The organism is Pikeienuella sp. (genome assembly GCF_046290545.1).
Classification (GTDB): Bacteria; Pseudomonadota; Alphaproteobacteria; order Rhodobacterales; family Rhodobacteraceae; genus Pikeienuella.
Window position 1 is genome coordinate 15,827 of the sequence record NZ_JBKAGV010000007.1, and the last position, 19,252, is coordinate 35,078.

A 19,252-nucleotide genomic window follows, 5' to 3' on the forward strand; every position below is an offset into this window, starting at 1 on the left:
CGCGCGCCATTGGCTAGCGTCCGGCGCAAAGAAACTTCCCGAGGAACCGACATGGCCCTGCCGCCCCTTCTCTCCGGCCTCCGCATCCCGGTCGTCGCCGCACCGCTCTTCATCATCTCCAATCCGAAGTCGGTGATTGCGCAGTGCAAGGCGGGCATCGTCGGCTCGATGCCCGCGCTAAACGCCCGCCCTGCCGAGCAGTTGGAGGCGTGGCTGAAGGAAATCACGGAGGAGTTGGACCGGCACAACCAGGCGAATCCCGACAGTCCTGCGGCTCCCTACGCCGTCAACCAGATCGTTCACCGCTCGAACGACCGTCTGATGCACGACATCGAGATGTGCGTGAAGTACCGCGTGCCCATTACCATCACCTCGCTCGGGGCGCGGCAGGAGGTGAACGACGCCATGCATTCGGTGGGCGGGATCACGCTCCACGACGTCATCAATGACAAATTCGCACGGAAGGCCGTGGAGAAGGGGGCGGACGGGCTGATCGCTGTCGCCTGGGGCGCGGGCGGCCACGCCGGCACGCTATCGCCCTTCGCGCTGATCTCCTCGATCCGGCAGTGGTTTGACGGCCCGCTTCTCCTTTCCGGCTCCATCGCGACCGGCGGCGCCGTCCTTGCCGCGCAGGCGATGGGGGCTGACCTCGCCTATATCGGTTCCCCCTTCATCGCGACGGACGAGGCCCGCGCGGCGGAGGAGTACAAGCAGGCCGTGGTCGAGGCGACGGGCGAGGACATCGTCTATTCCAGCCTCTTCACCGGCGTTCACGGCAACTATCTCCGTAAGAGCATCGAGAACGCCGGCCTCGATCCGGAAAATCTGCCGGAGGGTGATGTGACCAAGATGAATTTCGGCTCGGGTACGACAAAGGCTTGGAAGGACATCTGGGGCTGCGGCCAGGGCGTCGGCGTGATCGACCGGGTGCAGCCCGTTTCCGCGCTGGTGGACCGTCTCGCCGCGGAATACGCCGCCGCAAAGGCCCGGCTCGCCGCATGAGCCGCTTCATCGCGGAACGCCTCGCACGGCTCGACGCGCACATGGCCGGGCGGGTCGAGAGCGGGGATTATGAGCGCCTTGAATGGGCGGTCGGAGACAGTTCCGGCCTCGTCCATCAGGGCCGGACTGCCCCCGCGGCCTCACTCTTCCGCATTTACTCCATGACGAAGCCCATCGTCTCTGTCATCGTCCTCCAATTGCTGGAGGAAGGTCGCCTTCAACTCTTCCACCCGGTCTCCCGCATCCTGCCGGAATACGAGAAACTCGCTGTCTTTACGCCGGATGGTCCTCGCCGCGCCGCAGCTAGGATGACGATCCATCACCTTCTCACCCACACCGCCGGCCTCTCCTACGCCTTCATGTCCGACGCCACGGCGCACATGCTGCAGAAGGCGGACGTTCACGCGAAGGCGTCCACTCCCCTCCGGGAGGAAGCGCGGAAGATCGCCGCAATCCCGCTGCAGTTCGAGCCGGGAACCCGCTTCCTTTACTCCGTGGCGACGGATGTGCTCGCCGCCCTCGTCGAGGAGGCGGAGGGCGCGCCGCTGCAGGAGGTCGTCGCCCGCCGCGTGACCGGCCCGCTCGGCATGGCGGAGACCTCGTTCCGCCCCGGCGCCGCCGCGTTGTCGCGCATTCCGCCGCTGAAGGGCGGCATGTCCTCCGGCCTGCTTTCGCCCGACGCGATGACGGAGAGCTATCCGCATGACGATCCGGCCTTCGCCCGCGGCGGGCACGGGCTCTTCTCCACGCTGGAGGATTACGCCTGCTTCGCTCGCGCGCTCCTCCGCGACGCGCGCGGCGATGGGCGGCCGCGCCTCCTCTCCCGCGCCGTGCTTGAGCATGCGACACGCAACCACGTCGCCCATTGCATGCCGGTCCGTATCGAGCTTCACCCGAAATCGATCAATCCCGGTCTCGCAGGGCAGGGCTTCGGCCTCGGCTTCGCCGTCAGTCAGCCCGGCGGTCCGCTCGTGAGCCGCCCCGGCGCCTTTGGCTGGTCCGGCGTGGCCGAGACCTGGTTCACCGTAGATCCCGCTACGGACATGTTCGCCGTCCTGATGGCGCAGAATTTCGACTGGCCAGGCGCCAGCTTCGATCTTCAGGCTATGGCCTACGCCGCGCTTTCGGGCTGAACCGTCGCCGTTTCCGGCTGCGTCCGCGCCGCCGGAAGCGGCACGGAGACCGCCGCGCCGCATCCCTTTTCGCTCTTGATCCGGAGCGCGCCGCCGTGGGCTTTCGCGATCTCCGCCGCAAGCGTCAGGCCGACGCCCGAGCCGTTCGCCGGATTGCCCACGCCGCCGACCCGCCCGAACAATTCCAGCGCTACGGCGATTTCCTGCTCCGACATCCCCGGCCCGTCGTCCTTGATCGTGAAGCGCGCGCCGCCTTCCTCCGTCGCCCGGATACGAACTGCGACGGAACCGCCCTCCGGCGCGAACTTCACGGCGTTGCCCACAAGATGTGAAAGCATCTTGCCGAGCCGAGGGCCGTCGGCGAGGATCTTGCGTGGCGAGCCCGGCAGCCTGCGGCAGGTGAAGGAAAGCCCGCGCGCCTCCGCCGTCTCGCGGTGTCGCGCGTCGATCTCGGCCAAGATCCCGTCAAGCTCGAGCTCCCGCTCTTCGAGCCGCATCCCCCCCTGCTCGATGCCCGCGATGTCGAGCAGGTCCATAACCAGCTCCAGCAGCCGTTCGCCGTTACGATGAATCTCGCCAGTGAACTGCCGATAGGGGTCGGGCATGGAGCCCAGCGCCTCCTGTCGCATCAGCTCCGAAAGGCCGAGTACGCCGTTTAGCGGGGTCCGAAGCTCATGGCTAACCCCGTAGAGGAAGCGGGACTTCGCCTCGGAGGCCGCCTCGACCTTCTTGAGGGCCGACTTTAGCGCCCGCCGCGCCTGCCGCTCTCGGAGCGCGATGAGAGCGAGCGCGAGGATCAACGAGGATTTAGCGAGGAGCGCGATTATCACCACAGTCAGAAACAAAGCCGCATCGATGGACAAAAAGGCGAGGCTCAGGAGTCTCAGAAAATAACCGGCGAAGATCATCGCGAAGGGCAGCGTGACCAGCAGCGCGATCTCCCGCCCGCGCGGCCGGATCAGCTTCCAGACCTCGCGCGACATCCAGAGCGTAAGCGAGCTGTTCACGAGCGACGAGGTGACGAGTAGCGGTCCGACGCTTTCCACGAGTCCCGAGAAGGCGGCCTGCGCGCCCACACTCGCCGCGCCGATCAGAGTTAGGGCGCGCAGCGGCGCCCGCCGCTCCTCGGCCTGCAGTAGCGCCGCGAAGCCGAGGCATATTCCCGCATAGGCCCCGGCGATCACGAGCAGTGAAGCGACCTCGAAGCCGATGTCGTCTCGCAGCAGCAGCGCGCCGACGGCGGCGAGATAACTGCCGTTTGCGGCATTGAGCCAAGGGATGGCCGGGTCATTCCGCGCGGTGCGGCGCATGGCGAGGCCGAGCAGCAGGACGATGGCGAGCGAAGCGCCCGCGAAGATCACAACGGATTTCGGATCGATCATGGCCCGGCCGGCGACTCTCAGTGTCATGCGCCATGCAGATGATCGCGTCGGGGTTAAGAATTCGTCGTCTGTTTCTCGCTAGGGGACCCTGAGGGAGCGCATTGACTTCCCGGTTCCCGGCGGGGATTTTGCGCGCCCATCTTACCGACGACAGGAGCGGACCATGGCCGACGGCGCGCCGAACGTGACGATAACCCTCCCTGACGGAGCGGCGCGCACGTTCACGGCCGGCGTGACGGGCGCGGAGATCGCCGCCTCGATCTCCCCCTCGCTCGCGAAGGCGGCGCTCGCCTGCAAGGTGGACGGGCGGCTGACCGACCTTTCCGAACCCATCGGGGCGGACGCGGCGCTCTCCATCGTCACGATGAAGGACCGGGAGGAGGCTCTGGGCCTCATCCGGCACGACTGCGCCCATGTCATGGCCCGCGCGGTGCAGGAGCTCTGGCCGGATGTGAAGGTCACCATCGGCCCGGTCGTCGAGAACGGCTGGTACTACGATTTCGACCGCGCCGAACCCTTCTCGGACGAGGACTTCGCCTCGATCGAGAAGCGGATGCGCCAGATCATCGCCGCGCGCGACCCGGTGCGCACGGAAGTCTGGGATCGGGCACGGGCCGTCGCCCACTACAAGTCGACGAACGAGCCCTACAAGGTCGAACTGATCGAGGCGATCCCGGGTGACGAGCCGATCCGCATGTACTGGCACGGCGACTGGCAGGACCTTTGCCGCGGCCCGCATCTCGCCCATACCGGTCAGGTCCCGGCGGACGCGTTCAAGCTGATGAAGGTCGCCGGCGCCTATTGGCGGGGCGACAGCCGCAACAGGATGCTCCAGAGAATCTACGGCGTCGCCTTCGCTTCGAAGGCGGAGCTCGACCAGCATCTCACAATGCTGGAGGAGGCCGCGAAGCGGGATCACCGCAAGCTCGGCAAGGAGCTCGACCTCTTCCACCTGCAGGAAGAGGCGCCGGGAATGGTGTTCTGGCACCCGATGGGATGGCGGCTCTACCGCGCGCTCGAGGATTACATGCGCCGCCGCCTCAACGCCTCCGGCTATCACGAGATCCGCACGCCACAGGTGGTGGACCGCAAGCTATGGGAGGCTTCGGGCCACTGGGAGAACTACCGTGAGAACATGTTCATCACGGAGATCGACGAATCCACAGGCGCAGGCGAGCACGCGAACGAGAAACGCGTGAACGCGCTGAAGCCGATGAACTGCCCCTGCCATGTCCAGATCTACAATCAGGGCCTGAAGAGTTACCGTGATCTCCCCCTTCGGCTTGCGGAATTCGGCTCCTGCCACCGCTACGAATCCTCGGGCTCCATGCATGGGCTCATGCGCGTGCGCGGCTTTACGCAGGACGACGCGCATATTTTCTGCACCGAAGACCAGATCGAGGCGGAGACAAAGGCCTTTATCGCCCTCCTCTCCTCCGTCTACGCTGATCTCGGCTTCGAAGGGTTCGACATCAAGCTCTCCACCCGCCCCGAAACCCGCGCCGGCTCTGACGCGATCTGGGACAAGGCGGAGGCCGCGCTCGAAGCCGCGGTGAAGGCTGCGGGCGTCCCTTACCAGATCGACCCGGGCGAGGGGGCCTTCTATGGCCCGAAGCTCGATTTCAAGCTTACGGATGCGATCGGGCGGGAATGGCAGTGCGGCACCTTCCAGGCCGATTTCGTTCTTCCTGAACGTCTCGGCGCGGAATATGTCACGTCGGAGGGGGAGAAGGCGCGCCCCGTCATGCTCCACCGCGCCATCCTCGGCTCGTTCGAGCGGTTCCTCGGCATCCTGATCGAGAACCACGCCGGCCGCATGCCGCTCTGGCTTGCGCCGCGGCAGGCCGTAGTCGCCACGATCACCTCGGAGGCGGACGGCTACGCGGCCGAAGTCGCCGCCGCGCTCTCCGCCGCCGGCCTGCGTGCGGAGGCGGATCTGCGGAACGAGAAGATCAACTACAAGGTGCGGGAGTGGAGCGCGGCGAAAGTCCCGGCCATCCTCGCCGTCGGCGCGAAGGAGGTCGAGGCGCGGAGCGTCGCGATCCGCCGGCTCGGCTCCAACGGGCAGACGATCCTGCCGCTGGAGGAGGCTGTCGCCGCGCTCGCCGCCGAGGCGATGCCGCCGGATCTCGCGCGGGCCTGAACCGGTGCGCCAGACCGGCCTTGGCGTCGTCGTCGTCACCTACCATTCGGGGGCGGAGGCGGCGGATTGCGCGGAGAGCGTCCTCGCCGCCGCCGCCGCCGCGGGCCTCGCCATCCGCCTCGTCATCGTCGACAACGCCTCCGGCGACGACACCGTGGATCGTCTTCGCGCCTGGGCGTCGGGCGCCGCCCCCTACACGCCGCCGCCTGACCTTCCCTTCGCCCCCGCGCCCTTGCAAAAGCCCGTCGCCTTTGCCGAGGGCGGGCCGGACCTTGCGCCGGAAACCGTCGGCGAAGCTCCGGTCTCTCTTATCCGGAGCCCCGTCAACGGCGGCTTCGCCGGCGGGGTGAACATCGGCCTCGCCCATCTCGCCCGGTTCCCCGAGATCGAGCATTTCTGGGTCCTTAACCCGGACGGGGTGATCCCGCCCGCCTCTCTTCCCGCCCTCGCGGCGCGGCTGGAGGGGGCAGGGCGCTATGGCCTCCTGGGCGGGCGCGTCGTCTATCTCGAACGGCCCGACGTGATCCAGATCGACGGCGGCACGGTGAACCGGAAGACGGGCGTCACCGGCAACGTCAATCTGGGCCGGTCCGCCAGCGCCTCGCCGCCTCCCGATCCGGCGGGCATGGATTTCGTGACCGGCGCCAGCATGGTGGCGAGCCGCGCCTTCTACGAAGCGGTCGGCCCGATGCGGGAGGACTATTTCCTCTATTACGAGGAGGTGGACTGGGCGATGCGCCGCGGCGACCTGCCGATCCTCTGGTGCGAGGGATTCGTCGTCTATCACCGTGGCGGCACCGCGATCGGTTCGCCCACGACATCGCGCGTCGCCTCGCCCTTCTCGCTCTATTTCAAGCATCGCGCGCGGCTTCGCTTCATGCGCCGGTTCGGGCGGGGCCGGCTTATCGCCCATGCCTATACGCTCGCCTATGCCGCGCGGCTCCTGCTCGCGCGCCGCGCGCCCGTCCATGCCATGGCGACGCTGCGCGGCGGCCTCGGCCTCGCGCCCCCCGCCGCCGTGGCCTCGCGCCTTGGGCCGGAAGCGATGCGGATCGCGCTCGGGGAGGCGGCGGCCCCCGGCGGCCCGGCGCAGAAAAAGTCACTCGGGCGGCCGGCGCGACTTCTGCGCCTCATCCTCTCCGCGTTCGATCCGCGCGCCTGGGCGCATCTCGTGAAGATCGTAAACTATTACAACTATTCCCATGTCGCGCCGCTCCGCGCCATCCGCCGCGGCGCCGGCGTTTCAATCACGCCGGACGTCAACTTTTCGAACCCGGAGCGGATCGAGATCGGAGACGGGGTGAGCCTCGGCTCCCGCTGCATGATCTGGGCCGGGCCGGCCCATGGCCGCATCCGCATCGGGCGATACGCGCTCTTCGGGCCGGAGGTCATCGTCACCGCCGCCGGCTATCGGTTCAATGACGGCGCGCCCGTCACGAAGCAGCCGATGGACGAGGCGGATGTCGAGATCGGGGAGGATGTCTGGCTCGGCGCCCGCGTCATCGTCCTGCCGGGCGCGCGGATCGGAGCGGGGTCGGTGATCGGGGCCGGCTCCGTCGTGCGCGGGGAGATTCCTCCCATGTCGATCGCCGTCGGATCCCCCGCCCGCGTGGTGGGGCGGCGGGAGATCGTCGCGCCGCAACCCTAGCGCCGACGCAGGGCTGTTTTTTCCCGTCGCCGCGCTATCCTCCCTCTCGACGCCGACAGATCGAGAGGCCGCCCATGCTCCGTCTCGCCGCCGCCTTGCTTTTCCTTTCCGCCATTCCGGCCTTCGCCTCGCAATGCCAGCAGATCGCCGGTGACGGCGAGGCGCGTATCTGGCGCGCCGCGCTCCAGCCCGGTGAGGTTCGAATCCGCTTCCTTGGCCACGCCGCTCTCCGGATCGAGACGGACGAGGGCCGCGCCGCCGTCACCGACTTTTTCGGTTACGCCGGCTCAGGCCCCGCGCCGGACGCGGTGACGATGAACCATGCCCATTCCACCCACTGGACCCCGAATCCCGACCCGGCCATCGCCCATCCCCTGAAGGGCTGGGGCGAGGGGCTGGAGCCGGCGCGGCACTGGCTCCAACTCGACAACCTGCTGATCCGTAACGTGACGACCGACATCCGCGCCGGCGGCTCCATGGAGCGGGACGGGAACTCGATCTTTATCTTCGAATACGAGGGGCTCTGCATCGGCCATCTCGGCCATCTGCATCATCTGCTAGATGAAGGGCATTATGCGGAGATCGGACGGCTCGACGTGGTCATGGCGCCGGTGGATGGCGGCTACACCATGTCGATCCCGGACATGATCACCGTCCTCAAGCGCGTGAAGGCGCGGGTCGTCATCCCGATGCACATCTTTTCGGATTTCGCGCTGGAGAGGTTTCTCGCCGGAATGGCCGACGAGTTCGCCATCGTCTCGGAGCCGGCGGATGAACTCGTCCTCTCTGCGATGACGCTGCCCGACAGGCCGACAATCCGCGTCCTCCGTCCCGTGCGTGCTCACAGCATCTACGACTGAGCGGTGGCGCGCCCGGTTCCATGGGCCCAGGACTTCTGCACCGGGATATGGAGCCGTGCGCGCATTCCGATCTCCACCGCTCCGGGCCGCTCGACCCGCGCGGTGACCCCGCGCCGGTCCCGTGCGACGGTCGGGAACGGCAGCCCGCGCCCCGGATGCTCCTTCTCGATCTCTTCGGCGACGAAGCGACAGGGCCCGTTCGCCATGTCAATCGCGACGCTGGCGCCGGACTCGAAGATCAGGCGGGAGGAGGGCGGGATCGATGAGAAATCGGGTATCCCCGACAGGATGACATTGGCTCCGGTCCATTCGGGAGCGATCCCCGGAATTCCCATCTCCGCCGCCACGTCCCCAAGCTCCTCTTTGGAGAGGAGCGAGAGTTGTCGCGCATTCGCGATCTCTGTTCCCCGCTCGTATTGCAGCTTGACGCGGGAGCAGGAGGGGCGGGTGAGCCCCCCGTGGCATTCCTCCGGCGCTCCTGCGAAGCCGAAGTCGAGCCGATCCCGCGGCTCGGAACGGAGCGTGACCGCGCGGTCGAGCACCACGCCCAGCCAGGTGATCGTGCCGTGATGGTCGGTCGGCGTCAGCATCGGCATCCGGTCTCTCCTCCTTGCAGCGGCGCACGCGGGCGATATTGTCGGCGGCCGGAGGAGAGAGCAATGAGCGACGCAGCGCCGAACGCCACCTTCGCGACCTTCGGCTGGCCCGGAAGCCGCGTGGCCGAGACGGATCATTGGGGCGTCATGCTTCGACCCGCCCAGCCGACGCTTGGCGCCCTCGTCGTCGCCTTCAAGGGCGACGCCACGGCCTTCGGAGCGATCGGCGCGCCTGCCTTTGCCGAGTTTGGCGAGGTCGTCGCGGCGACGGAAGCGATGCTCCGATCCGCCATTGGGTATGAAAAGATAAACTGGCTCATGCTGATGATGGTCGATCCTCATGTACATTTTCACGTCCTGCCGCGCTATCCGGGCGCCAAGGCGCTGAAGGGGATAGAGGTGACGGATGCCGGCTGGCCCGGCCCGCCTGCGCTCGCCTCCGCGGTCACGCCGGACGAAGCGCAGCGCGCCGCGCTTCTCTCCCGCCTCAGCGCCGCCTGGCCGCTCTGACCATGGCGAGGCTCAAGGCGCTGATCCTCGCCGGGGATCGCGGGCCTGAAGACCCGGTCTCGCGCGCCGCGGGCGTAACGACCAAGGCCTTCGCGGAAATTGGCGGCAAGCCGATGATCGACCATGTGGTCGCCGCGCTCCGCGGCGTGGAGGAGATCGGCGAGATCGCCGTCTCCATCGCGCCGGATGCCCCGCCGATCCCGCGCGAGGCGCGGCGGCTGGATTCGGGCCCGACCCCGGCGACCAGCGCCGCCGAAGGCCTCGCCGCGCTCGGCGCGCCGCTCCTGATCGCCACAGCGGATCATCCGCTCCTCACGCCCGCGATGATTGCGGACTTCATGAAAGGAGCCCGCGCTTCCGGCGCCGATGCAGCCGCCGCAGCGAGCCTCAAGGCTGTCGTGGAGATGGCCGGCAATCCTGCGAGGCGCACGTGGCTCCGCTTCTCCGACGGCTGGCTCTCCGGCTGCAACCTCTTCTACATCGCAAACGAACGGGGCGGTGGCGCGATCGATTTCTGGCTCGACATCGAGGCGGACCGGAAGAGCCCGCTGCGCATGGCGGCGAAGATCGGACTGACCGCCCCGATCCTCTATCTCCTCGGCCGCCTCAGCCGGAAGAGCGCGGCGACGCGCATCGGCCGGTTGGCCGGCTGCCGTACGGAAATCGTGCTTCTGGACCATCCGAACGCCGCGCATGACGTGGACAAGCCCGCCGATCTCGATTTCGCGCGGAGCCGCCTTCGCCCGCTCTGACAGCAAGCTGTCGCCGCAGGGTTACATCTCGGAACAATTGCCCCTCGGCCCATGGATCAGCCGCGCCGGCGACGGTAGGCTCACAGCCTTTCTAGTCGCGGGAGATTGCCCATGCCCGATATCGATGAACTGCAACATGGCTCCGTCGTTAACGGCGACGTCTATTCGGTCCTGCGCCGCAGTCTTCCGAGCGCCTTGGCGAGAGAACGATACCCCTATGTTAGGAACGATGGGGCCCTGAGCCCGGAACTCTACGCGCGCCTCGCCGAGACCTTCCCGCCGGACGACCTCTTCTTCACGCACATGGCTGAGATCAGGAACAACCAGGCCGTCCGCATCCCGGCGGCGGATGTCATCGGCTCCCCCCGTTTCTCGCCGGAATGGCGCGCCTTCTTCGAATGGCACACATCCGAGGGTTTCTGGCGGGACATTCTCCGCGTCTTTGGCGCCTCGATCCGCGCTGAGTTCCCCGAGCTCGAGGCGCGCCTCGGCCGCCCGATCGAGGAATGGCGCGTCAAGAGGCGCTGGGAGCCGGGCGAGGCGGAGGTTTCGCTCGACCTCCTCTTCGTCATCAACACGCCGGTGACCAGGGAAAGCTCCGTTCGACCGGCCCATGTGGACCGGAAGAACAAGATTTTCAGCGGCCTCTTTTACATGAAGCAAGGCGGGGACCCGACGCCGGGCGGCGACCTCTCCCTCTACCGCTTCAAGCCGGGGAAGGAGGGGTTCGGCGGGCACTACGCAGAGCTGTCAGACGTGGACGAGGTCGTGACCGTCCCCTACGGAGCCAACCGTTTCGTCGCCTTTGTCAATTCGGGCAGGGCGATCCACGGCGTCACCCCGCGACCCGTCACGAGCTGGACGCGCCGTTACATCAACTTCGTCGTCGAGACGCCGGTTGACGCCTTCGGCCTCAAGCCGCTGCCGCTTGTTCGCCGCGTCGCCGCCGGCATCAGGCGGCGCAAGACGAAGTCCGCGGGGCTCGACCTCCGCCTCCCGCCGCCAGACTGAGTCAGCCGGGAAGCGCCGCCAGTCTCGCCGCCGCCTCCGCGCGCTCCGCCGCCATCCGCGCCGCTGCGCCCTCGAGCCGAAGGAGCGCGCCCCGCCGCTCCGCCCAACCGCGCACGCGTAGCTCCGTGTGGAGCCCCGCGAGGTCCGGCGGCGGCGCGGCGAGACCATGCGCGCCCGCGCCCGAAAGCCAGCGCCGCCCCGGCCTCGTGGCGCGCACCGCGCGCATCCAGCCCGGCTCCGGAGCCGGCAGGAGCGAGACCGGCGCCCCCGTCGCCGCCGCATCGGCGAGGAGCGAGACGCTGTCGCCCGAGACGAGGATCTCCCGCGCCTCCGAAAGCCAGCGCCGATAGGGGTTCTCGCCTCCCTTTCGCCATTCGTGAATCTCCGCCCCCGGCAGAAGCCGCCTCATCTCCGCCGCGGCTCCCGCCGGGCTCCGTGGCGAGGTGGCGAGGGAGAGCGGCGCCCTTGTCACCTCCGCCAACTCAGCCGCCGCCTTCGCGAAGCGCAGGAGATAATCCGGCGTGATCCGGGCGGACCATGAGGGGCCGCCGAGCAGCGCCAGCATTCTCTGCGGCGCAACGCGCTCCGTCTCCGCCGTCAGCGGCAATGTGAGCGGCAGCACGTTCGGCGCCGCCGGCACGCCGTATTGCGGCGTCGCCAGCACCAGCGCGAACCAGTCGAGCGGCGCGCGCGGCCGCCCGAGCCAGACGAGCCGCGCGCCGCTCTGTTCCGCGATCCAGCGCGCCGCCGGCGCATTGCGCCGCCCCGCGCCGATGACGAGCGCGGGCCATGGCGTCCCGAAATCCGGCCTCTCGCGCAAGGATGCGAGCGAGCCGCCGAGCCAGGCCGCCGGCGCCTCCCGCAGCAGATTGTGCGAGAGCGTGAACTCCTTCGCCTCGCCCCCCGCCATCGCCCCGAGGGCGCGGACCTGCGCATTGTCCCCGGCGTTGCGGCCGAGGAGGAGCCAGACCGGCGCGCTCACCCCGCCCGCCGCGGTTTCAGGACAAGGGCGCGGTAGAGGATGAAGAGACGGTGCAGGAAAACGATCCCTTGCCGCAGGAGCAGCGCGAAGCCCGCGCCGATCAGCCCGAACCAGCCCATGAAGGGCCAGAGCGCGGCGAGAAAGAGCGCAGTCGATGTGACGGCGGACCAGAGCAGCGCCTTCTCCTTCCGGATCGTCAGCATCACCGGTTCGATCGCGAAGCCGAGCGCCATCAGCGCCGCCGAAAGCCCGACGACGGTAAGCAGCCCTGCCGCGGGCGCCGCCTCCGCCCCGAAGAGGAGTGTGAGCAGAAGCTCCCCGGCGAGGAAGAGAACGAGGCAGAAGGCGGAGAGCCCGGCCCCCGCCAGCGCCAGCGTCCGCCACAGGAGCCGGGCGATCGCCCGCCTGTCCCCGCGCGCCTCCATCCACGCGAATTCGGGGAAGATGATCGGCCCGAGCAGCGAGGAGAGTCGGTTTAGCGACTCCGTCATCTGCCGCACCACGCCGAAGAGCCCCGCCGCCGTCGGCCCGAGCGCTCCGCCGACGGCGAGCACGGTGGCGTGGGTCAGGATCGTGTCCATCAACGAGGTCGCGTTCAGCACGATGACGAAGCGCCAGATGCGCGGGAAGCCGGCGGAGAGCGCGGTCCAGGAGCCAAGCATGCGCGGCGCCAGCCGCCGCCGCCGCAACTCCCCCGCCGCCGCGAGCATGAGCTGGAAGCCGGAAAGGAAGGAAGCGAGGATCCAGACGAGGATCAGATACTCCAGCCCCCCGCCGAGCCAGAGCACGAGCGCCGCGCCGACGAAACGGACTATCGCGTTGTAGGCATGCTGCCGCACCATAACCGCGAAGCGGTCGAAGAGCCGCAGCGCGCCTGTCGGCGTCGCCGCCGTGATGAAGGGAATCGTCAGTACGAACCAGGGCGCGAGCGCCACGGCCTCCGGCGGCCATCCGAGCCAGCGCCCCACCAGCGGGGCGCAGAGCAGCCCGAGCCCGATGGAGGCGGCGAGGCCGATCAGGTCGAGCCGGATCGTAAAGCCGATCAGGCGGCGGAAGTCTTCCTCCCGCCCGGCGGCCAGCGCCTCCGCCCCGAACTTCGTCACCGCGGCCCAGGACTGGAACTTGAGGAGCCCGGCGATCAGCCGCACATAGGCCTGAAGCAGGATCACGACGCCGAAGGCCTCGATCCCCACCGCCCGGACTGCGAGCGCCGCGGCTGCGAGGTTGACGAGGCCGAACACGGCCCGCCCGCCGAGGATCATGCCGGCGTTGCGCTTCATCCGGCGCCAGACGCCGCCGCGGCCTGTCCCGCCGCTCTGCGGCGATTCGCGCTGGGGGTCCATCCGGCCTTCCTCAAGTTGCGGCTCTGGCCAGCCGCCGGGGCGTTGGTTATATGGGCGTCAACGGGCCTCGCAAGAGCCGCCGCCCCTCCGGAGGAGCGCAGATGACCTTGAACGCTGTCTTCATCCATACCAATGCCCAGCAGATGGTCGGCGCCATCGTCGCCCGCCACTCCCTGAGGCGCACGGCGGTCGACCCGGCAAGCTTCGATGTCCGCATCCTTAGCCGGGAGGATTTCCCGGTCTTCGAGAGTTTTGAGGGGCGGAAGTTCCTCCGCGCCGGCGGCTGGCGCGTCTGGCGGAACGACGACCTCCAGAGTTTCACGCCGCTCCGCTTCGCTCCTCCCGAGACGATGGGATATCAGGGCCGCGCCGTCGTGATCGACCCCGACATCTTCGCCGTTGGCGATATCGGCGCGCTTCTCGGGCGCGACATGGGCGGCAAGGCTGTGCTCGCCCGCCCGCGCGGCGGGCATAACGGCCGGGCGGACTACATGGCGACTTCTGTCATGCTCATGGATTGCGCGAAGCTGACGCACTGGAACATGGCGGAGCAGTTCGAGGCGATGTTCGGTGGCGAGCTCGACTATGAGGACTGGATCATCCTCGCCAACCAGCCCGCCGGCACGGTCGGACCGCTGGAGGAGCACTGGAACCATTTCGACCGGCTGACGCCGGAGACGCGACTTCTCCACAACACGAAGCGCCGCACCCAGCCGTGGAAGACGGGCCTCCCCATCGACTTTACGAACCGCGTGCCGCTGATCGGCAAATGGCTGCCGAACGCCGGCATCCGGCTCCCCGGCCGATACAAGCCCCATCCCGACAAGCGGCAGGAGAATCTCTTTTTCGCCTGGCTCGCCGAGTGCCTCGACGCGGGCGAGATCACGGAGGCGGACATCCGGCGAGAGATGAAGGCGAACCATGTCCGCCACGACGCGCTCGAAAAGGTCCGCGCCGCGCCGTCGGTGGATTCCGTGCTCTCCGCCGTCTCGGGAACCGCCGCCGCCGCATGACCGCCCGCCGGCCCCGGACCTGATCCGGGGCCAGGCGGAATTTTTGCGCTATTTCAGATTACGTTTTGGTTTCAGATAGATAACTACCCTGCACACTGTGTGCACACAGGTCAAACCCTCACCATCGCGCCCCTGCCGCCGAAGATCTTGGTGCTCTTCCCGAAGAGCCCTTTGGCGTCGCAGCCGATGCGCCATTCGATCTCCGGATAGCCCGCTCCCGCGGCCGCCATCTCGTCGCGCCACCAGGCGCTGTTCATAGCGGCGGTATGGGCGTTCCGCCCGTCCGGCAGGGTCTTGATCGCCGGGAAGCAGGCGGCGATCACGAAGACGAAGCGCTCCGCCCGCCCGAACATCTCGTCCAGCACCCAGGGCGCGTCGAAGGGCGCGAGATGCTCCACCACGTCGGTCGAGATGACGCCGCCGAACGTTCCGCCGCCGATCTCGGAGAAGGCTGGCACGCCCGGGTCGAAGCACCGAACCTTGACGCCCGGCCAGAGCGGGATCGCCCGCCAGGGCGAACTTTCCGGCTCGCCCGGAATCCGGTCGTAACCTTCGGCCTTCCCCGCCCCGTAATCGAGGATCGTCTGCGCCCCCGTCTCCCCCAGCAGCGCCTTAACGCCTTCGACATGATGCTTGAGCCGCCCGCCGGGGAAGAAATTCTCCTCATGCATGCGCTGATAGAGCCCGATGAGAACGCCGAACTCCCTCGTCGGTCGCGCCTTGGTGAAGAGCATGAACCGCGCCGCATCCGCCGCCGCCTCCGCCGCCCGCCAGGCGGCGGCGCGCGTCCCCTCGCCCGCCGGGATGGCGGCGCCGCGCGGCGTCTCCCAGGGAAAGGGGCGGGGCAGGGGCTCCGCGCCCTGCGCCGGGCTCCGGGTCAGGTCCAGAAACCCGTTCAGCGAGGCGTCGAACAGGGCCGCCGGGTCAGTCTCGAAGAGGAAGGTCGCATCGCAATAGAGCGACCGCTTCCCCCCGGCGCGCCGCTCCGCCTCAGCCGCATAACCCTGCCAGCCCGTGTTCCACCCCTCGCGCGCCACGCCCTTCAGGTTGGACATGAGGTGGAACCGCACGCGCCGCCCCGCCGGCAGCGCTCTAAGCGCCGACCAGACGAGAACGCGCGTCGACCGCAGCATGGACGGATGCGTGCCGACCCAGATTTCCACCGGGGCGCCCGTCTCCCCCGCCTCGATGATCTCGGGCTCCGCCGTCATCGCCTCGCCGAGCGGATCGACGCCAAATCCAAGCCGCAGCGCGACGCGCCCGAGGCGGCTTGCAACGCGGGGCTGGCCCATTTCCGTCTCCCTAGCAGGTTCGCTCCGCCCTAGCCGATCGCCCCGGGGCCGGCAAGCATGGACAAGCCCGCGCATTCTATGGGAAAGCCCGGGAAACGCAGCGAAGACAGGCGGGCTTCTCTTGACCAACGCCGTTCTCCTCAGCGCCGGGCAAGGCCGACGCCTCGGCAAGCTGACCGAAGACAGGCCGAAATGCACCGTCATGATCGGCGGCCGCAGCATCGTGGAATGGCAGGTTCGCGCCCTCCTCGCCAACGGCGTCGAGCGCATCACCATCGTCACAGGCTTTCGCGCCCCTATGATCCGCGCCACGCTGGAAGCGGCCGCCTTGCCGGTGAACATCGAGTATCTCTACAACCCCTTTTACGCGGTGGCGGACAATGCCGGCTCCTGCTGGATGGCGCGGGAGCGGATCGGCGAGGACACCGTCCTCATCAACGGCGACACGCTTTTCTCCCCCGCCATCCTCGCCCGCGTGCTGGAGCGCGCCTCGGCGCCGATCTCCGTCACCATAGACCGCAAGGGCGTCTACGATTCCGACGACATGAAGGTGCGCCTGTCCGGCGACCGGCTTTCCGACATCGGCAAGACGCTCGCAGCGCCAGTGGACGGCGAGTCCATCGGGATGCTCCGGTTCCGCGGGGAGGGCGGCGCGCTCTTCGCCGCCAGGCTGGAGAGCGTGCTGGCGGACCAGTCAGCCCTCTCGCTCTGGTATCTCTCGATCATCGACCGCATCGCGAAGGCGGGCGCGGTCGGCTTCGTCGATATCGAGGGGCTGCCCTGGGCCGAGGTCGATTTCGCGCAGGACGTGGAGGCCGCCACCGCCGCTGTCGCTCAGTTCGGGCTCTGATCCGCCAGCCAGGAAGTGAGCGGCGCGCGCCTCGCCGCGGCGAAGCCCTGCACGATCTGAACCCCGTGCACAAGGAGCCCTACCGCGACCCACGCCGCCACCAGCACGAAGCCGACATCCGGCGCGCCGAGCAGCGTAGCCGCAGTCAGGATGACGAGGTTCGGGTTCCGCCGCGCCGTTATCTTGCGGAAGAAACTGTCGAACGGCCGCCAGATGTGCATCTCTATCCCGAAGCGCGCGATGAAAAGCCCCTCCATCAACCGCTGCGCCACGTAGCCAAAGAGGATCACGCCGAGCGCTGGCCCCACGGCATCTGGCGCCGCGCCGAGGCCTATCCCCCAGGCCCACCACCAGAATGGCGGGTGGATGAGGTCGATCCCGTGGTCCAGCACGTCGCCGATCCTTGATGAGGTCAGCGTCGCACGCGCCAGCTTGCCATCGACCGTATCGAGGAACGTCATCACCCAGCCGACGGCGAGGCCGGCGAGGAAGTCGCCGGTCCAGAACAGCCACATCGCGACGAGAACAAGTGCAAGCGAAGCGAGCGTCACCTGGTTCGGTGTCAGCCCGAAGCGAACGCAGAACCGCACGGCATGCAGTGCGGGGACAGGCCAGACATGCTTGGTCACGAAGTCGGTGACGCCCTTGTAGGTTGCGTCGAAAATCTCCTGTTCCGCCGGTCGCGGATCGGAGGCGATGGCGCGGACCATCGGATCGGCGCGCTTCCTGAGCTGCTTGTCATAGCGCCCGGCGAGTTCCGCCCCGCTCTTGGCTTCCGGCCCCGCCTTCGCGCCGATCTCCGCCGCCGCGGGAAGCCGCGCGCCGGCGACGAGACCAGAGTCGTCCTTGAGCACGACGCCGGGAGCGGCCTTCGTCAGCGCTGCGAGGACAGAGCCGCCATAGACATGGGAGGCTGAGAGGAGAAGCGCGGCGCCCTCCGGCCTCTCCGCGATCCGGAATCCGGCCTTCGCGGCCTGCCGCTCGAGCCGCTCCCGAGGCAGAAGACCAAAGACGCGCGGCGCATCCGGACCCTCCACCCGGGCCAGGAGGGGGGCGCTCATGACCCGCCCTTCCGTGGCTCCGGGCGCCAGTCCGCCGGCGCCATCTCGAAGCCCGAGAATTCGAAACCCGGAGCGACGGTGCAGGAGACGAGCGTGAAACGGCCGAGCGAGGCCGCAGTCTGCCACCATCGCGCGGGGACGACGTGCTGCGGCCGCTGGCCCTGCGCAAGCTCCGGCCCCAACATCCGCGTCTCCGCATCGTGGCCGTCCGATGAGAGCGTCAGCGCGAGCGGCGCGCCGAGATGCCAGAGCCAGATCTCGGCCGCGTCCACCCGGTGCCAATGCGAGAACTGATGCGCCTCGAGAAGATAATATATCGCCGTTCCGGCAGCACGCCCGCCCGGCTCGGCCGGCGCTCGCCACGTCTCTCGATACCATCCCCCCTCGGGATGCGGCGCGAGGCCGAGCGCCTCCACGATCTCCCGCGCGGTCTCCATCATGCGGCGCTCGGCAGGATCAACGACATCTCCACATGAGGGATGCCGCCGTCCAGGAATTCCGCGCGCGGGGTGCGGGCGAAGCCGAAACCTTCATAGTAGGGCTGAAGATGCGCCTGCGCCTCGATCTCGAGCCGCCGCCCCGGAGCCCGGGTCGCCGCTTCGGCGAGGGCGGCGCGGATCAGTGTTCGCCCCGCGCCGCCGCCGCGCCGGTCCGCCCTTATCGCGATGCGGCCGAGATTCACCGGCCCATGGTCTTCGAGCCCGGTCATGCGGCACGCCCCGACAATCTCCGAACCTTCTCGCCGCAGGCCGTGAAGCGCCTCCGGGTCGAGCCCGTCGATCTCCGGATAGAGACTCTTCTGCTCCAGCACGAAGACGTCGAAACGAAGCTTCAGGAGGTCATGAACCTCCCGTCCGCTCATGCTCCCGAAAGGGCGGAATTCCAGCGCGGCGCTCACCCGGCGAGCCGCTCCATGGCCTCGTCCGACAAGTCGAAATTGGCGGTGACGTTCTGAACGTCGTCATCGTCCTCAAGGGTTGCGATCAGCTTGAAGAGCGTGGCCCCGACCGCCTCGTCGACTTCCGTGAGCGTCTGCGGTTTCCAGATCAGCTTGGTCGACTCGGCTTCGCCGAGCGTCTCCTCCAAAGCCGCGGAAACCTCGGCAAGGTCCGCCGCCTCGGTCTGGATCGCATGGCCCTCCGGTCCGCTCTCGACATCCGAAGCTCCGGCTTCGAGCGCAGCCTCCAGCACCTTGTCCTCCGACCCTACGGAGAAAGGATAGAGGATCTGCCCCACCCGGTCGAACATGAAGCTCACCGATCCTGTCTCGGCGAGGTTGCCGCCGTTCTTCGCGAAGATCGAACGGACATTGGAGGCGGTGCGGTTGCGATTGTCCGTCATCGCCTCGACGATCACGGCGACGCCGCCGGGGCCGTAGCCCTCGTAGCGGATCTCGTCGTAGTTCTCCGCGTCGCCACCCTGCGATTTTCTGATCGCGCGTTCGATAACGTCCTTGGGGACAGAGACGCTCTTGGCTTCCTTTACGGCAAGCCGGAGGCGCGGATTCTTGTCCGGATCCGGATCGCCCATCTTCGCGGCGACGGTGATTTCCTTCGCCAACTTGGAGAAAAGCTTGGAGCGCGCCGCATCCTGCCGCCCCTTGCGATGCTGGATGTTCGCCCATTTGGAATGGCCGGCCATGAAACCCTCGGTCCTGTTCGCTGTCGGGCGGCT

General features: G+C 68.2%; 19 protein-coding genes. 10 read left to right on the forward strand and 9 right to left on the reverse strand.

All coding sequences use genetic code 11. The features are described 5' to 3' along the window. Positions 1–51 precede the first annotated feature (51 nt). Positions 52–1,002: an NAD(P)H-dependent flavin oxidoreductase gene (locus ACE37J_RS05125; protein ID WP_409708065.1), complete on the forward strand. Its 951-nt coding sequence runs from the start codon at positions 52–54 to the stop codon at positions 1,000–1,002. After that, complete coding sequence (locus ACE37J_RS05130) at positions 999–2,135, forward strand: serine hydrolase domain-containing protein (RefSeq protein WP_409708068.1); 1,137 nt, start codon at positions 999–1,001, stop codon at positions 2,133–2,135. The genes ACE37J_RS05125 and ACE37J_RS05130 overlap by 4 nt, the downstream gene beginning before the upstream one ends. On the opposite strand, the gene ACE37J_RS05135 is transcribed toward ACE37J_RS05130, so the two are convergent. Then, positions 2,114–3,544, reverse strand: coding sequence for a sensor histidine kinase (locus ACE37J_RS05135; protein ID WP_409708071.1), 1,431 nt, complete (start codon positions 3,542–3,544; stop codon positions 2,114–2,116). The two genes, ACE37J_RS05130 and ACE37J_RS05135, sit on opposite strands and share 22 nt — an antisense overlap. Positions 3,545–3,680: 136 nt before the next feature. On the opposite strand from ACE37J_RS05135, the gene thrS reads away from it, so the two are divergent. From thrS to ACE37J_RS05150, 3 genes are all read left to right on the forward strand, one after another. Further along, a complete protein-coding gene (thrS, locus tag ACE37J_RS05140; RefSeq protein ID WP_409708074.1) occupies positions 3,681–5,660 on the forward strand; it encodes a threonine--tRNA ligase in 1,980 nt (659 codons plus the stop codon). A 4-nt stretch (positions 5,661–5,664) separates the two neighbouring features. Next, positions 5,665–7,308, forward strand: a complete 1,644-nt coding sequence (locus tag ACE37J_RS05145; protein WP_409708076.1) for a DapH/DapD/GlmU-related protein — start codon at positions 5,665–5,667, stop codon at positions 7,306–7,308. Positions 7,309–7,382: 74 nt separating this feature from the next. Continuing rightward, entirely contained in the window at positions 7,383–8,168 is a 786-nt protein-coding gene (locus ACE37J_RS05150) for an MBL fold metallo-hydrolase (protein ID WP_409708079.1), read from the forward strand. Here ACE37J_RS05150 and ACE37J_RS05155 read toward each other — a convergent pair. After that, a complete protein-coding gene (locus ACE37J_RS05155; RefSeq protein WP_409708082.1) occupies positions 8,159–8,764 on the reverse strand; it encodes an MOSC domain-containing protein in 606 nt (201 codons plus the stop codon). The two genes, ACE37J_RS05150 and ACE37J_RS05155, sit on opposite strands and share 10 nt — an antisense overlap. A 63-nt stretch (positions 8,765–8,827) precedes the next feature. Between ACE37J_RS05155 and ACE37J_RS05160 the strand changes: the two genes are divergently transcribed. The 3 genes from ACE37J_RS05160 (at position 8,828) to ACE37J_RS05170 (ending at position 11,037) form a co-directional block, all read left to right on the forward strand. Beyond that, positions 8,828–9,274, forward strand: a complete 447-nt coding sequence (locus ACE37J_RS05160; protein WP_409708085.1) for an HIT family protein — start codon at positions 8,828–8,830, stop codon at positions 9,272–9,274. Positions 9,275–9,276: 2 nt separating this feature from the next. Next, on the forward strand, positions 9,277–10,026 hold the full coding sequence (locus ACE37J_RS05165; RefSeq protein WP_409708088.1) for an NTP transferase domain-containing protein: 750 nt from the start codon (positions 9,277–9,279) through the stop codon (positions 10,024–10,026). Between the two features lie 303 nt (positions 10,027–10,329). Beyond that, on the forward strand, positions 10,330–11,037 hold the full coding sequence (locus ACE37J_RS05170) for a hypothetical protein (RefSeq protein ID WP_409708091.1): 708 nt from the start codon (positions 10,330–10,332) through the stop codon (positions 11,035–11,037). A 1-nt stretch (position 11,038) separates the two neighbouring features. On the opposite strand, the gene ACE37J_RS05175 is transcribed toward ACE37J_RS05170, so the two are convergent. Together ACE37J_RS05175 and ACE37J_RS05180 are read right to left on the reverse strand one after the other, a co-directional pair. Beyond that, entirely contained in the window at positions 11,039–12,019 is a 981-nt protein-coding gene (locus tag ACE37J_RS05175) for an ELM1/GtrOC1 family putative glycosyltransferase (RefSeq protein ID WP_409708094.1), read from the reverse strand. Next, a complete protein-coding gene (locus ACE37J_RS05180) occupies positions 12,016–13,362 on the reverse strand; it encodes a lipopolysaccharide biosynthesis protein (RefSeq protein WP_409708097.1) in 1,347 nt (448 codons plus the stop codon). The genes ACE37J_RS05175 and ACE37J_RS05180 overlap by 4 nt, the downstream gene beginning before the upstream one ends. 101 nt (positions 13,363–13,463) lie before the next feature. On the opposite strand from ACE37J_RS05180, the gene ACE37J_RS05185 reads away from it, so the two are divergent. Beyond that, the gene (locus ACE37J_RS05185; RefSeq protein ID WP_409708100.1) at positions 13,464–14,375 is read left to right on the forward strand and encodes a hypothetical protein; all 912 of its coding nucleotides are present in this window, start codon (positions 13,464–13,466) and stop codon (positions 14,373–14,375) included. A gap of 110 nt (positions 14,376–14,485) precedes the next feature. Here ACE37J_RS05185 and ACE37J_RS05190 read toward each other — a convergent pair whose 3' ends face one another. Then, positions 14,486–15,667 carry a hypothetical protein gene (locus tag ACE37J_RS05190; protein WP_409708103.1) on the reverse strand — a complete coding sequence of 394 codons (1,182 nt, stop codon included), beginning with the start codon at positions 15,665–15,667 and terminating at the stop codon, positions 14,486–14,488. A 121-nt stretch (positions 15,668–15,788) separates the two neighbouring features. Here ACE37J_RS05190 and ACE37J_RS05195 point away from each other — a divergent pair, with 121 nt between their 5' ends. Beyond that, positions 15,789–16,517 carry an NTP transferase domain-containing protein gene (locus ACE37J_RS05195; protein ID WP_409708106.1) on the forward strand — a complete coding sequence of 243 codons (729 nt, stop codon included), beginning with the start codon at positions 15,789–15,791 and terminating at the stop codon, positions 16,515–16,517. Here ACE37J_RS05195 and ACE37J_RS05200 read toward each other — a convergent pair. Genes ACE37J_RS05200 through ACE37J_RS05215 form a run of 4 tightly spaced genes read right to left on the reverse strand, consistent with a single transcriptional unit; the run spans position 16,502 to position 19,219 of the window. Continuing rightward, positions 16,502–17,578, reverse strand: a complete 1,077-nt coding sequence (locus tag ACE37J_RS05200; RefSeq protein WP_409708109.1) for a CDP-alcohol phosphatidyltransferase family protein — start codon at positions 17,576–17,578, stop codon at positions 16,502–16,504. The two genes, ACE37J_RS05195 and ACE37J_RS05200, sit on opposite strands and share 16 nt — an antisense overlap. After that, on the reverse strand, positions 17,575–18,018 hold the full coding sequence (locus ACE37J_RS05205; protein WP_409708112.1) for a cupin domain-containing protein: 444 nt from the start codon (positions 18,016–18,018) through the stop codon (positions 17,575–17,577). Before ACE37J_RS05205 ends, ACE37J_RS05200 begins: the two co-directional genes overlap by 4 nt. After that, positions 18,015–18,440, reverse strand: a complete 426-nt coding sequence (locus ACE37J_RS05210) for a GNAT family N-acetyltransferase (protein ID WP_409708115.1) — start codon at positions 18,438–18,440, stop codon at positions 18,015–18,017. Before ACE37J_RS05210 ends, ACE37J_RS05205 begins: the two co-directional genes overlap by 4 nt. A gap of 32 nt (positions 18,441–18,472) precedes the next feature. After that, positions 18,473–19,219: a YebC/PmpR family DNA-binding transcriptional regulator gene (locus ACE37J_RS05215; RefSeq protein ID WP_409708118.1), complete on the reverse strand. Its 747-nt coding sequence runs from the start codon at positions 19,217–19,219 to the stop codon at positions 18,473–18,475. Positions 19,220–19,252: the final 33 nt, after the last annotated feature.

Coding starts and splice junctions, on each gene's coding strand:
- ACE37J_RS05125 (WP_409708065.1), top strand. CDS start 52: ATGGCCCTGCCGCCCCTTCTCTCCGGCCTCCGCATCCCGGTCGTCGCC.
- ACE37J_RS05130 (WP_409708068.1), top strand. CDS start 999: ATGAGCCGCTTCATCGCGGAACGCCTCGCACGGCTCGACGCGCACATG.
- ACE37J_RS05135 (WP_409708071.1), bottom strand. CDS start 3,544: ATGACACTGAGAGTCGCCGGCCGGGCCATGATCGATCCGAAATCCGTT.
- thrS (WP_409708074.1), top strand. CDS start 3,681: ATGGCCGACGGCGCGCCGAACGTGACGATAACCCTCCCTGACGGAGCG.
- ACE37J_RS05150 (WP_409708079.1), top strand. CDS start 7,383: ATGCTCCGTCTCGCCGCCGCCTTGCTTTTCCTTTCCGCCATTCCGGCC.
- ACE37J_RS05155 (WP_409708082.1), bottom strand. CDS start 8,764: ATGCCGATGCTGACGCCGACCGACCATCACGGCACGATCACCTGGCTG.
- ACE37J_RS05160 (WP_409708085.1), top strand. CDS start 8,828: ATGAGCGACGCAGCGCCGAACGCCACCTTCGCGACCTTCGGCTGGCCC.
- ACE37J_RS05165 (WP_409708088.1), top strand. CDS start 9,277: ATGGCGAGGCTCAAGGCGCTGATCCTCGCCGGGGATCGCGGGCCTGAA.
- ACE37J_RS05170 (WP_409708091.1), top strand. CDS start 10,330: ATGGCTGAGATCAGGAACAACCAGGCCGTCCGCATCCCGGCGGCGGAT.
- ACE37J_RS05180 (WP_409708097.1), bottom strand. CDS start 13,362: ATGGACCCCCAGCGCGAATCGCCGCAGAGCGGCGGGACAGGCCGCGGC.
- ACE37J_RS05185 (WP_409708100.1), top strand. CDS start 13,464: ATGACCTTGAACGCTGTCTTCATCCATACCAATGCCCAGCAGATGGTC.
- ACE37J_RS05190 (WP_409708103.1), bottom strand. CDS start 15,667: ATGGGCCAGCCCCGCGTTGCAAGCCGCCTCGGGCGCGTCGCGCTGCGG.
- ACE37J_RS05200 (WP_409708109.1), bottom strand. CDS start 17,578: ATGAGCGCCCCCCTCCTGGCCCGGGTGGAGGGTCCGGATGCGCCGCGC.
- ACE37J_RS05205 (WP_409708112.1), bottom strand. CDS start 18,018: ATGATGGAGACCGCGCGGGAGATCGTGGAGGCGCTCGGCCTCGCGCCG.
- ACE37J_RS05210 (WP_409708115.1), bottom strand. CDS start 18,440: ATGAGCGGACGGGAGGTTCATGACCTCCTGAAGCTTCGTTTCGACGTC.
- ACE37J_RS05215 (WP_409708118.1), bottom strand. CDS start 19,219: ATGGCCGGCCATTCCAAATGGGCGAACATCCAGCATCGCAAGGGGCGG.